Raw genomic sequence first — 12467 nt, 5'->3', positions numbered from 1 at the left:
TTGCGGACCGTGCTGCCGGCGCATGCGCTGCTGTTCCGGCAAGAAGACACCGTGCCCTACGAATGTGATGGCCTGACCGCCTACCGCCAGCTGCCACTGGCAGTCGTCCTGCCCGAGACCGAAGCGCAAGTGGCTGCCGTGCTCAAGACCTGCCACGGCATGGGCGTGCCGGTGGTGGCGCGGGGCGCGGGCACCGGCTTGTCGGGCGGCGCGATGCCCCACGCCCTTGGCGTGACGGTGTCGCTGGCCAAGTTCAACCGCATCGTCAAGCTCGACGTGCTGGCCCGGACCGCCGTGGTGCAGTGCGGCGTGCGCAACCTGGCGATCAGCGAGGCAGCGGCGCCCTACGGCCTGTACTACGCGCCCGACCCGAGCAGCCAGATTGCCTGCACCATCGGCGGCAACGTGGCCGAAAACTCCGGCGGCGTGCACTGCCTCAAGTACGGCCTGACGCTGCACAACCTGCTCAAGGTGCGCGGCTTTACCGCCGACGGCGAGCCGATCGAGTTTGGCGGCGACGCGCTCGACGCGCCCGGCCTGGACCTGCTCTCGGTCGTGGTCGGCAGCGAGGGCATGCTGGCCGTGACCATGGAGGTCACCGTCAAGCTCTTGCCCAAACCCCAGGTGGCGCGCTGCATCATGGCCAGCTTCGACGACATCCGCAAGGCCGGCGATGCGGTGGCGGCCGTCATCGCGGCCGGCATCATCCCGGCGGGGCTGGAGATGATGGACAAGCCCATGGTCGCCGCCGTCGAAGGCTTCGTGCAAGCCGGCTACGACCTCGATGCCGCCGCCATCCTGCTGTGCGAGAGTGATGGCACGCCCGAAGAGGTGGCCGAAGAGATAGGCCGCATGCTCGACGTGCTGGCCGAGAGCGGCGCCACCCGCATGGAGGTGAGCCGCGACGAAGCCCAACGCCTCAAATTCTGGAGCGGGCGCAAGAACGCCTTCCCGGCCAGCGGGCGCATCAGCCCCGACTACATGTGCATGGACTCGACCATCCCGCGCAAGCGCCTGGCCGACATCCTGATCGCCATCGGCGAGATGGAAAAGAAGTACATGCTCCGCTGCGTGAACGTCTTTCATGCCGGCGATGGCAACTTGCACCCGCTGATCTTGTTCGACGCGAATGACCCCGACCAGCTGCGCCGCTGCGAGCTTTTCGGTGCCGACATTCTGGAGACCAGTGTGGCGCTGGGCGGCACGGTGACGGGTGAGCACGGCGTGGGCATCGAGAAGCTGTCGTCTATGTGCGTGCAGTTTTCGCTGACCGAGCGGGCGCAAATGCTGGGCGTGAAGCACGCCTTCGACCCGGCCGGCTTGCTCAACCCCGGCAAGGTGATCCCCACGCTGGCGCGCTGTGCCGAGTACGGAAAGATGCATGTGCGCAAGGGCTTGCTGCCCTTCGCCGAGCTGCCCCGCTTCTGAGTTGACTGCGCTTTCTTAGGGGTGCGCCTGCGGGCGCCCCTTCCTATAATCGCCCACTCCCCAGAAGAGGCTGCCACCCGCACGGTGCAACACATGAATCCCGACTTCAAGCCTACCGACATTGAGCGCGCCGCCCAGGCCGCATGGAACGCGGCCGACGCCTACCGCGTCACCGAAGACGCCAGCAAGCAGAAATTCTATGCCTGCTCGATGCTGCCTTACCCCAGCGGCAAGCTGCACATGGGCCATGTGCGCAACTACACCATCAACGACATGCTCACGCGCCAGCTGCGCATGAAGGGCTTGAACGTGCTCATGCCCATGGGTTGGGATGCGTTTGGCTTGCCGGCTGAAAACGCGGCCATCAAGAACAAGGTGCCGCCCGCCAAGTGGACCTACGACAACATCGCGTACATGAAGCAGCAGATGCAGGCGATGGGCCTGGCCATCGACTGGAGCCGCGAGGTCGCCACCTGCTCGCCCGACTATTACCGCTGGAACCAATGGTTCTTCCTGAAGATGCTCAAGGCCGGCATTGCCGAGCGCCGCACCCAGGTCGTCAATTGGGACCCGGTCGACCAGACCGTGCTCGCCAACGAGCAGGTGATCGACGGCAAGGGCTGGCGCTCGGGCGCGGTGATCGAGAAGCGAGAGATCCCCGGCTACTACCTCAACATCACGAAATACGCAGACGAGCTGCTCGAGCACGTGACCACGCAGCTGCCCGGCTGGCCCGAGCGTGTGAAGCTGATGCAGGAAAACTGGATAGGCAAGAGCGAAGGCGTGCGCTTCGCCTTCACGCACCAGATCAAGGGCGCCGATGGCAAGCTGATCGGTGACGGCAAGCTCCATGTCTTCACCACCCGCGCCGACACCATCATGGGCGTGACCTTCTGCGCCGTGGCGCCTGAGCACCCGGTGGCTGTGCATGCGGCCGCCGGCAACCCCGCCGTGGCCGCCTTCATCGAAGAGTGCAAGAGCGGCGGCACGACCGAAGCCGAGCTGGCCACGCAAGAAAAGAAGGGCGTGCCCACCGGCCTCACGGTAATGCACCCCATCACTGGTGAGCCGGTCGACGTGTGGGTCGGCAACTATGTGCTGATGAGCTATGGCGATGGCGCCGTGATGGGCGTGCCCGCACACGACGAGCGCGACTTCGCCTTTGCCAAGAAGTACGGCCTCGACATCCTGGAAGTGGTGCACGTCGATGGCGAGCACTACACCTACGACCACTGGCAAGACTGGTACGCCGACAAGCAGCGCGGCGTCACCATCAACTCCGACAACTTCAGTGGCTTGAACCACAAGGCTGCGGTCGACGCGGTGGCCGCGGCACTCGCGCACAGAGGCCTGGGCGAGAAGAAGACGACCTGGCGCTTGCGCGACTGGGGCATCAGCCGCCAGCGCTACTGGGGCACGCCCATCCCCATCATTCATTGCGACGAGCATGGCCCCGTGCCGGTGCCCGAGCGCGACCTGCCGGTGGTGCTGCCCGAAGACGTGGTGCCCGACGGCAGCGGCAACCCGCTCAACAAGCACGCCGCCTTCTTGCACGTGGCCTGCCCGACCTGCGGCAAACCATCGCGCCGCGAGACCGACACGATGGACACCTTCGTCGACAGCTCGTGGTACTTCATGCGCTACTGCGACGCGAAGAACGACCGCGCGATGGTGGGCGCCGGCACGCAGTACTGGATGCCGATGGACCAGTACATCGGCGGCATCGAGCACGCCATCCTGCACCTGCTGTACGCCCGCTTCTGGACCAAGGTGATGCGCGACCTGCACCTGGTAAAGGTCGACGAGCCCTTCACCAAGCTGCTCACGCAAGGCATGGTGCTCAACGAAGCTTTTTCACGCACCGACAGCGGCAAAGACTACTTCTGGGCCACTGACCTTGACATCAAGCGCGACGAGCACGCCCACGTGCTGTCGGCGGTAAGCAAGGCCGACGGCAAGCCGGTGATGTACGAGGGCTGGACGACGATGTCCAAGTCCAAAAACAACGGCGTCGACCCGCAAGACCTGATCGAGCGCTACGGGGCCGACACGGCGCGCCTGTTTGTCATGTTTGCGTCGCCGCCCGAGCAGACGCTGGAGTGGAACGACGCGGGCGTTGAAGGCGCGCACCGCTTCTTGCGCAGGGTGTGGAACTACGGCGTGAAGAACGCCGAAGCGATCAAGGCGCGTGGTGACACCAGCGGCGGTGATGGTGAAGAGGCCAAGACCTTGCGCCGCGAAGTGCACAACGTGCTGCGCCAGATCAGCTACGACTACGAGCGCATGCAGTACAACACCGTGGTCTCCGGTGCGATGAAGCTGCTCAACGCGCTTGAAGGCTTCAAGGTGGGCGCCCCGGGTGTCATACGCGAGGCCTTCGGCATCTTGCTGCGGGCCTTGTACCCGGCCTGCCCGCACATCACCTGGCAGTTGTGGCAAGACCTGGGCTATGCCGCCGTGCATGGTGATTTGCTCGATGCGCCCTGGCCGCAAGTGGACGAAGCAGCGCTGGTGCAAGACGAGATTGAGCTGATGCTGCAGGTCAATGGCAAGCTGCGCGGCGCCATCAAGGTGGCGGCCGATGCCGACAAGGCGGTGATCGAAGCGGCCGCCTTGGCGAGCCCCGATTTCATCAAGTTCGCCGAAGGCAAGCCGCCGAAGAAGATCATCGTCGTGCCGGGCCGCTTGATCAACGTGGTCATTGGATGACGAGGCGACGCGTGTTCGTTCTCGGCCTGGCCGCCCTCGCGGCCGGCTGCGGGTTCGAGTTGCGCCGTGCCCCCGAGCTGAGCTTCAAGACCTTGCAGCTCGCCGGCTTCAAGCCTCACTCGCCATTGGCCGACGAGCTGCGCCGTGACATTGCGGCCAGCACCACCACGCGCGTGGTCGAAGCCGCCTCGCAAGCCGAGGCGGTGCTGGAAGCGCTGGCCGATACGCGCGACAAGGGCGTGGTGGCCAGCACCGCCGCCGGCCAGGTGCGTGAAGTGCAGCTGCGTTCACGCCTGAACTTTCGCCTGCGCACGCCGGCCGGCAAAGAGCTGATCCCTGAGACCGAGATTGCGCTCAGCCGTGACATGACCTACAACGAGCGCGACGCACTCGCCAAAGACCAAGAAGAAGAGGCGCTCTACCGCGCCATGCAAAGCGACATTGCGGCCCAGGTGTTGCGCCGCCTCGCGGCTGTTCAAGCCTTGTAGTTCAGACACTGTTGGAGCCTGCGATGCAACTGCGTGCCGATCAGCTCAACGCTCACCTCGCCAAGGGCCTGCGTTCGCTGTACCTGGTGTACGGCGACGAGCCACTGCTGGCGCAAGAGGCCGCCGATGCGATCCGCGTCGCCGCGCGTGCGGCCGGGCATACCGAACGCCAGGTGCACACCGTGGCCGGTGCGCATTTCGACTGGAGCGGCCTGCTCGGCGCCTCGCAGGCCATGAGCCTTTTCGCCGACAAACAGCTGATCGAGATTCGCATCCCCTCGGGCAAGCCGGGCAAAGACGGCTCCGAAGCCTTGCAGCGCTATTGCGAGACCTTGTCGGAAGACGTGGTCACCGTCATTCAACTCCCCAAGCTCGACCGCACGCAGCAGAGCAGCGCGTGGTTCACCGCGCTCGACAGCGCGGGCGCCACGGTGCGGGTCGACGCCATCGAGCGCAAGGCCTTGCCCCCGTGGATCGCACAGCGCCTGGCCGTGCAAGGCCAGCGCGTGCAAGGTGGCGAAGCGGGCCAGCAAACGCTGGCCTTTTTTGCCGACCGCGTGGAAGGCAACCTGCTCGCCGCGCACCAGGAAATCCAGAAGCTCGGCTTGCTCTACCCGCCGGGCGAGCTGAGCTTCGAGCAGATCGAAGCCGCTGTGCTCAACGTGGCGCGCTACGACGTGTTCAAGCTCGGCGAAGCGGTGCTCGCCGGCCAGGCCACGCGCGCACTGCGCATGCTCGACGGCCTGCAGGCCGAAGGCGAGGCCGCCGTGCTGGTGCACTGGACGCTGGCCAACGACATCTTGGCGCTCAAGCGCGTGAAAGACGCCATCAACCACGGCAAGCCCCTGCCGATGGCGCTGCGCGAGGCGCGCGTGTGGGGCGCCAAAGAGCGCCTGTTCGAGCGCGCGGTGCCGCTGCTCACCGACAACGCCATTGCGCAGCTGGTCGAAGCGGCGCAGATCTGCGATGGCCTGGTCAAGGGCTTGAAGCACCCCGACTGGCCACTCGATGCCTGGGATGGTTTGAAGCGCCTGGTGTTGATGCTCGTGCAGTGCACGGCGAGCAGCTCGCCGCGCAAGGTCGTGCGTCTCGCGCTCACCGCCTGATCAGTAGCCTCGACCGCGATCGACCTGGTGAGCCACCGGCCTGCCGCCACGCCAGGCCAGCAGGTTGGCCACGGCAATTTGGGTGGCACTGCGCAGATCGGTCTGCGCCGCGGCATGCGGCAGCAGCGTCACCTTGGGGTGTGACCAGAAGGCGTGCCCCGTGGGCAGCGGCTCCTGCAGGAACACATCGAGTACGGCGTGGCGCAGGTGGCCGCGGTTGAGCGCACCCAAGAGGTCGACCTCCACCACGTGCTGGCCGCGCGCCAGGTTCACAAACGCCGCACCGGGTTTCATCTGTGAAAACGCCTGCGCGTTGAAAAGGCTGTGCGTGCGCGCCGTGAGCGGCAGCAGGTTGATCACCACATCGGCGCGGCCCAGCAAGAGAGGCAGGGCGGCATCGCGGGTGAAGGTTTCAACACCCGGCAGAGCCACCTCGCGCCGGCTCCAGCCGTCAACCGGGTAGCCGTTGGCGGCCAGGCGCTGCGCCACCGCGCGGCCCATTTCGCCCATGCCGAGCACGGCCACGCGCATGTCTTCTGCGCGGCGTTGAGGCAGGGGGCGCCAATCGCCGGCGCGGTGCTGTGCCGCGTAGGCGTAGTGGTCGCGCTGCAGGCTCAGCACGGCCCACAGCGCGGTTTCGGCCATGGCCGTGCTCATGGCCGGGTCGACCATGCGTGCCAGCAGCAGCTGGCTGGGAATGGTGTCATCGCGCAGCAGCTTGTCTACGCCCGCCCACATCGACTGGATGAAACGCAGGTGCGGCAAGCCTTGCAGCGCACCCGGCGCAGGGTTGCTGATGAAGGCGGCTTCAATGCTGTCGTCGTGGGCAGGCGAGCGCTGGGTGAGCACGGTTTCGCGCGGCAAGGCCTCGCGCAACTGGTCGGCCCAGCGCCGCAAGGCATCGAGCGCGAAATCAGTGACGAGCAGCAGGCTCACGACATCAATGCGGAGAGCGCGGCCTGCAGTGCGCGGTCGACGGTTTGCTCGCGCACGTCGCTGCGGCTGCCATCGAGCTGCAGCAGCTGGGCTTGCGCTGGCTCACCGCGCCGTGCCAGCGCAAGCCACACCGTGCCGACGGGTTTGCCGGCACTGCCGCCGCCGGGCCCGGCAATGCCGGTCACGGCAATCGAAAGATCGGCCAGGGTGTGGGCGAGCGCGCCCTCGGCCATGGCCTGGGCCACTTCGGCGCTGACCGCGCCATGCTTCTTGATCAAGGCCGCGGGCACGCCCAGCAGCTCGGTCTTGGCGTCGTTCGAGTAGCTCACCACCCCACGCTCGAACCAGTCACTGGACCCGGCGATGGAGGTGCAGGCCGCGGCGATCAAACCACCGGTGCACGACTCGGCGGTGACCAGGTGCAGCCGCCTTGCGAGCAAGACCTGCGCGAGCGCTTCGACTTGCGCGTCCCAGCGCGAGAGAGCGTGTGCGCCAGCGTGCATCAGAGCCACTGCCACAAGGCGAGGACCATCAGCGCGCACAAGGCCGCCACGAAGTCGTCGAACAAGATGCCGAAGCCTTGCGCCCACCCCACCGGCTGGCCGCGCTTGCCCTTGAACAAACCATCGGCCCAGGCCACAGGCCCAGGCTTGGCCGCATCGAAGAAGCGGAACAACGCGAAGGCCCACACCTGCCCCCACAGCCCAGCCGGCATCACCAGCCACAGCACGGCCCAGAAGGCGATGATTTCGTCCCACACGATGGCGCTGGGGTCGGCCACGGCGAGGTGGCGCGCGGTCACGGTGCAGGCCCACCAGCCCACGAGCGTGCCCACCACCAGCAGGGCGGCCCAGTGCAGGTCGCTCAGGTGGGGCTGCAGCACTAGAAAGGCGAGCCACGCCCACAACGTGCCCACGGTGCCGGGTGCGAAGGGCGAGAGGCCGCTGCCGAAGCCGAGCGCGATCACGTGCGCCGGGTGGCGCAGCATGAAGCGCGCGCTGGGCTTGAGCGGTACCACGCGCAGCGGCGGGTGAAGTGGCGGGTGAAGTGGCGGGGCGGTTGAAGGGTCCATGGGGGCAGGGTTCAGGGCTTGAAGTGGTCGAACGAACCGAAGGTGTGGGGCACGGCCCGGCCTTGCGCATCGATGAGCACCAGCGCGCGCTCCCGCTCTATGCGCCCGATGCGCGTCACGGGCGTGCCGCTGTTCAGTGCGGCAGCCTGCACGGCACTGGCATGAGAAGGCGGCGCGGTGAACACCAGCTCGTAGTCGTCGCCACCGGCCAGCGTGCACAGGCGCTGCAGGGTCAGAGGCTGCGCGGCGAGCACGTCGCTGCGCGGCACGGCGTCGACCTCGACTGTGGCGCCCACCGAAGAGCGCTGGAGGATGTGCGCCAGGTCGCCCAGCAGGCCGTCGGACACATCAATCGCGCTCGTGGCCACGCCGCGCAAGGCCAGGCCCAGGGCCACGCGGGGCTGCGGCTGCTCCATGGCCACGCGCACCTGCTCGAAGGCGTCGCCCGCCAACGCCGCTGTGCCGCGAAAGCACTCCAGCGCCAGGCGAGCATCGCCCACGCGGCCGCTCACGTACAGCTCATCGCCTGCATGTGCGCCTGAGCGCAGCAAGGCCTGGCCGGGGGGCACTTCGCCGAACACGGTGATGCAGATGTTGAGCGGGCCTTGCGTGGTGTCGCCGCCTACCAGCTCGCAGCCGTGTTCGTCGGCCAGGGCCAGCAGGCCGCGCGCGAAGCCCGCCAGAAAGGTTTCGTCGGCGCGCGGCAAGGCCAGCGCCAGGCTGAAGGCGAGCGGCTGCGCTCCGCTGGCGGCGAGGTCACTCAAGTTGACCGCCAACGCTTTGTGGCCGAGGCGATCGGGCGCGACCGTCGACAGAAAGTGCCGCCCGTCGACCAGCATGTCGCTGCTGATGGCGAGCTGCATGCCGGGTGCAGGCGCGAGCAGGGCGCAGTCGTCGCCTATGCCCAGCACGGCACGCGTCACAGGGCGAGTGAAGTACTTGGCGATCAGGTCGAACTCGCCCAGGGGCGCTAGGGTTTCGGGCATCGGGGGTGCTTCGTGCTGCCGGTCAGAGGGGGTTGGTGCGCATCAGGTTGGCCAGCTCCACCGCCGATTTCACCTCCATTTTCTCGAACACCCGCGCGCGGTGCACTTCGACCGTGCGCACGCTGATGTTGAGCTGGTCGGCGATGATCTTGTTGGCCATGCCGCCGATCACGCACTGCATCACATCGCGCTCGCGCTCGGTGAGCTCGGCCTGGCGGCGGCGCACGCTGGTTTCTTCGCGCTGGCGCAGCAAAGCCTGCGCGCTCAGCTCGAGCGCCTGCTCCACGCGGTCGACCAGTGCGTTGTCGGAGAAGGGCTTCTCGACGAAGTCGAAGGCGCCGCGCTTGACTGAAGCGACCGCGGTGGGCACGTCGCCATGGCCGGTAAGAAAGATGACCGGCATGAACTGCAGCAGCTGTCGCTCGATCAGGCGGTCGAACAGTGCGAGGCCACTGGTGCCGGGCATGCGCACGTCAAGCAGCAGGCAGCTGGGGGCGACCGGCCAGCTGGAGGCCGGCGGTGTGCGGGCAGTGCCGAGCCGTGAGTCGAGCATGGCCTCGAAGGCCTCGGCGCTGGCAAAGCCTTCAGACAGCAGCCGTCGCGAGCGCAGCAACCAGGCGAGCGCGTCGCGCACCACGTCTTCATCGTCGACGAGATAGACCATGGGCAGGCCGAGCTGCAAGGTGGTGTGGGGCGTCATGGTGCGGGCTGTGGCGTTTCGTCGGGGGCGGCGCTGGCACTGGCATGAGGCGCCAGCGCCACCGGTAGTGTGAAGCGAAATTCGGCGCCGCCCGAGTGGGCGTTGCCTGAGCCCCCCGCCTGCGCCGGCAGGTTCTGGAAATCGAGCACGCCACCGTGCTGCTCGATCACCGTGCGGCACAGGCTCAGGCCCAGCCCCATGCCTTCGCTGCGGGTGGTGAAAAAAGGGGTGAAAAGCCGCTGCGTCACATCCGGCGCCACGCCGCGGCCGTGGTCGATCACGCTGAAGCGGACCCAGCGCTCATGGGTTTGCCGCACGCGAATCAGCAGCTCGCGCTGGGGCAAGGGCGTGGTGATCTCCATCGCCTGGATGCCGTTGCGCGTGAGGTTGAGCAGCACCTGTTCGAGCATGGTGCGGTCGCACATCACCCGCGGCACGGGTTGGGGCAGGTCGAGCTCGATGCGCGTGCCGCTCTTGCGCGCTTGCAAGCGCACCAGGGGCAGCACCGAGTCGATCAGCTCGTCGACGCGTATGGCCTCACGTGCCTGCTCGCGGCGGCGCACGAAGTCGTGCACGCTCTTGATCACACGCCCTGCGCGCTCGGCTTGCTCGGCGATGCGTTGCGCGGCCTGGCGCAGCAGGGTGTGCGTCTCGGGCGTGTGGGCCTCGCGCTCGTCGTTCATCAGGTTGAGCGAACCGGTGGCGTAGCTCGCAATGGCGGCCAGCGGCTGGTTGAGTTCGTGGCTGAGCAGCGAGGCCATTTCGCCCACGGTGGCCAGGCGAGCCGTGGCCTGCAGGCGCTCTTGCTGCTGGCGCGACAGCTCTTCTACGCGCCGCTGGGCGGTGATGTCGAGTGCGGTGCTCATCCAGCCGGTGTGGCGGCGGTGACCGTCAACCAGTGCGGCCTCGAAGATCATCACTGCGAAGCGCTCGCCGTTGCGGCGCATGAAGGTCGTCTCGTAGCCTTCGCTCGGGGGCGGCGTGCCGGTCATGCGCACCTGCTGGCGCGCGGTGTATTCCTGGATGTGCTCGGGCGGCCAGTAAGGTGGTGTGGCCTGGCCCACCAGCTCCGCGGCCGAGAAGCCCACCATGTTGCAGAAGGCGGGGTTGACGTAGGTGATGCGGCCGTGCAGGTCGCGAGCACGCAGGCCGGTGACGAGCGAGTCTTCCATCGCCTTGCGCAGGGCCAGCGCTTCGGCCAGCGCTGCTTCGGCCTGTGCGCGGCGGCGCACGTCGCGGGCGAGCAGCAGCACCACCACCCCGAGGGCGAACGAGAGGCCGAGCACCAAGGCGGTGGTGAAGTTGGGGATGAGCCTCGGGCTGCCCTTGCCGCTGTCCACGCGCAGCTGCAACGTGAGGCCGGGCAGGTCGAGCACGCGGTTGGCGCGGTACACACCCAGGCCGCGCGGCAGGCCGGCACGGGCGAGGCGGGTGCCGTCGCCTTCGACGAACGAGAGCTCGTGCGCGCGCGTGATCTCGGGTGTCACCACTTCGGTGAGCAGCTGGGTGAGCGAAAAGCTGGCGACCAGGTAGCCCACGGTTTCGCCTGAGACCTGCGCTGGCAGGCAGACGTCGACCACCTCCACGCCCAGGCCGTTGGCCGTGGGCACGAAGTAGCTGCGCGAGTATGAAGGGCTGCCCTGGCGCTGCGCGTTGGCACAGGCCACCTGGGCTTCGAACTCCATGCTGTCGCGCGGGATCTGCGTGAACACAGGCGTGTGAAAAGGCGAGCCGACGGCCGACTCGAGGCGCATGCCGGCGTTTCGGCGCTCCACCCTGAGCAGCTCGCGGCGCGAGCGCAGCAGGTCAGCTGCGTCGGCGCGCCATTGCAAGATCGGCGGCGAGTTCCAGGTGAGGGCCTGCAGGCTTTGCAGGTCGCGCCCGAGGGCTTGCTTCAGGTCTCCGATGGACGCAGCGGCGGAGGCGTCGACTTGTTCTTGCGCGCGGCTGCTTTCGTAGTTGAGCGTGAGCCACACCAGCAGCGACTGCGCGATCAGCAGCAGGCTGACCAGCGCGCCCCACAACAGCGCGCGCCGCCATCGGCGAGGCCGCGTGGTGACGAGTGGCGATGGCGCAGATGAGGCAGTAGGCAAGGGCATGGCACGGGTGTTCAACGCCGCGAGTATTGCGGAGGCGGCGTTGGGTGCGCTACGCATTTACGCGCATCCGCAGGCGATGTGCGCTCCTACAATGCTCGCCCACCGAAGCGCATTGCGCTGACCACAGCACGAGAATCCGCCATGAGCCCTTCAGAAGAAAAGCGCGCCGAACTGCGCCGTGCCGCGCTCGAATACCACGAGTTCCCCACCCCCGGCAAAGTGGCCATCGCTGCGACCAAGCAGCTCGTCAACCAGCGCGACCTGGCCTTGGCGTATTCGCCCGGCGTGGCTTTTGCGTGCGAAGAGATCGTGGCCGACCCAGCCAACGCGTTCAAGTACACCTCGCGCGGCAATCTGGTGGCCGTCATCACCAACGGCACCGCGGTGCTCGGCCTGGGCGACATCGGCCCGCTGGCGGCCAAGCCGGTGATGGAAGGCAAGGGCGTGCTGTTCAAGAAGTTCGCCGGCATCGATGTGTTCGACATCGAGGTCAACGAGAAGAACCTCGACAAGCTGATCGACCTGATTGCGGCGCTGGAGCCCACCTTCGGCGGCATCAACCTCGAAGACATCAAGGCGCCCGACTGCTTCTATGTCGAACGCGCCCTGCGCGCGCGCATGAAGATCCCGGTGTTCCACGACGACCAGCACGGCACGGCCATCGTGGTCGGTGCGGCGTTCCTGAACGGCCTGAAGGTCGGCGGCAAGGACATCAAGCAAGTCAAGCTGGTGGCTTCGGGCGCCGGTGCAGCCGCGCTGGCCTGCCTGGGCCTGCTCGTCAAGCTCGGCCTGCCGCGCGAGAACATCTGGGTCACCGACCTGGCCGGCGTGGTCTATGAGGGCCGCACCGAGTTGATGGACGCCGACAAGATCGGCTTCGCACAGAAAACCGAACTGCGCACACTGGCGCAAGTGATGGAAGGCGCCGATGTGTTCCTCGGCC

Annotated in this window: 11 protein-coding genes; 5 read left to right on the top strand and 6 right to left on the bottom strand. The window is 67.2% G+C overall.

All coding sequences use genetic code 11. The features are described 5' to 3' along the window. The 4 genes from AC30QB_RS18745 to holA form a co-directional block, all read left to right on the top strand. A partial coding sequence (locus tag AC30QB_RS18745; RefSeq protein WP_489547781.1) for an FAD-linked oxidase C-terminal domain-containing protein occupies positions 1-1428 on the top strand: 1428 nt, incomplete at its 5' end. A 93-nt stretch (positions 1429-1521) separates the two neighbouring features. Next, on the top strand, positions 1522-4137 hold the full coding sequence (gene leuS, locus AC30QB_RS18740; protein WP_489547780.1) for a leucine--tRNA ligase: 2616 nt from the start codon (positions 1522-1524) through the stop codon (positions 4135-4137). Between the two features lie 11 nt (positions 4138-4148). Beyond that, positions 4149-4625: an LPS-assembly lipoprotein LptE gene (locus AC30QB_RS18735; RefSeq protein ID WP_489547779.1), complete on the top strand. Its 477-nt coding sequence runs from the start codon at positions 4149-4151 to the stop codon at positions 4623-4625. Positions 4626-4648: 23 nt separating this feature from the next. Beyond that, positions 4649-5731 (top strand): DNA polymerase III subunit delta, encoded by a 1083-nt coding sequence (gene holA, locus AC30QB_RS18730; RefSeq protein WP_489547778.1) that lies wholly within the window; start codon positions 4649-4651, stop codon positions 5729-5731. Here holA and AC30QB_RS18725 read toward each other — a convergent pair whose 3' ends face one another. Genes AC30QB_RS18725 through AC30QB_RS18700 form a run of 6 tightly spaced genes read right to left on the bottom strand, consistent with a single transcriptional unit; the run spans position 5732 to position 11524 of the window. Continuing rightward, positions 5732-6667, bottom strand: coding sequence for a 2-hydroxyacid dehydrogenase (locus AC30QB_RS18725; protein WP_489547777.1), 936 nt, complete (start codon positions 6665-6667; stop codon positions 5732-5734). Further along, positions 6664-7170, bottom strand: a complete 507-nt coding sequence (locus AC30QB_RS18720; protein ID WP_489547776.1) for a CinA family protein — start codon at positions 7168-7170, stop codon at positions 6664-6666. Before AC30QB_RS18720 ends, AC30QB_RS18725 begins: the two co-directional genes overlap by 4 nt. Further along, positions 7170-7739 carry a phosphatidylglycerophosphatase A family protein gene (locus tag AC30QB_RS18715; RefSeq protein WP_489547775.1) on the bottom strand — a complete coding sequence of 190 codons (570 nt, stop codon included), beginning with the start codon at positions 7737-7739 and terminating at the stop codon, positions 7170-7172. Before AC30QB_RS18715 ends, AC30QB_RS18720 begins: the two co-directional genes overlap by 1 nt. An 11-nt stretch (positions 7740-7750) precedes the next feature. Next, positions 7751-8704, bottom strand: coding sequence for a thiamine-phosphate kinase (thiL, locus tag AC30QB_RS18710; RefSeq protein ID WP_489547782.1), 954 nt, complete (start codon positions 8702-8704; stop codon positions 7751-7753). 43 nt (positions 8705-8747) lie between these two features. Beyond that, complete coding sequence (locus AC30QB_RS18705) at positions 8748-9425, bottom strand: response regulator transcription factor (protein WP_489547774.1); 678 nt, start codon at positions 9423-9425, stop codon at positions 8748-8750. Further along, complete coding sequence (locus AC30QB_RS18700; protein ID WP_489547773.1) at positions 9422-11524, bottom strand: sensor histidine kinase; 2103 nt, start codon at positions 11522-11524, stop codon at positions 9422-9424. The genes AC30QB_RS18705 and AC30QB_RS18700 overlap by 4 nt, the downstream gene beginning before the upstream one ends. Positions 11525-11665: 141 nt before the next feature. Here AC30QB_RS18700 and AC30QB_RS18695 point away from each other — a divergent pair. Continuing rightward, positions 11666-12467 (top strand): malic enzyme-like NAD(P)-binding protein (locus AC30QB_RS18695; protein ID WP_489547772.1); only part of this gene is annotated, 802 nt, incomplete at its 3' end.

The organism is Rhizobacter sp. (assembly GCF_046595475.1).
Classification (GTDB): Bacteria; Pseudomonadota; Gammaproteobacteria; order Burkholderiales; family Burkholderiaceae_C; genus Rhizobacter.
Note: the sequence above shows the minus strand (reverse complement) of the source record. Positions and strands in the feature narration are given on the sequence as shown.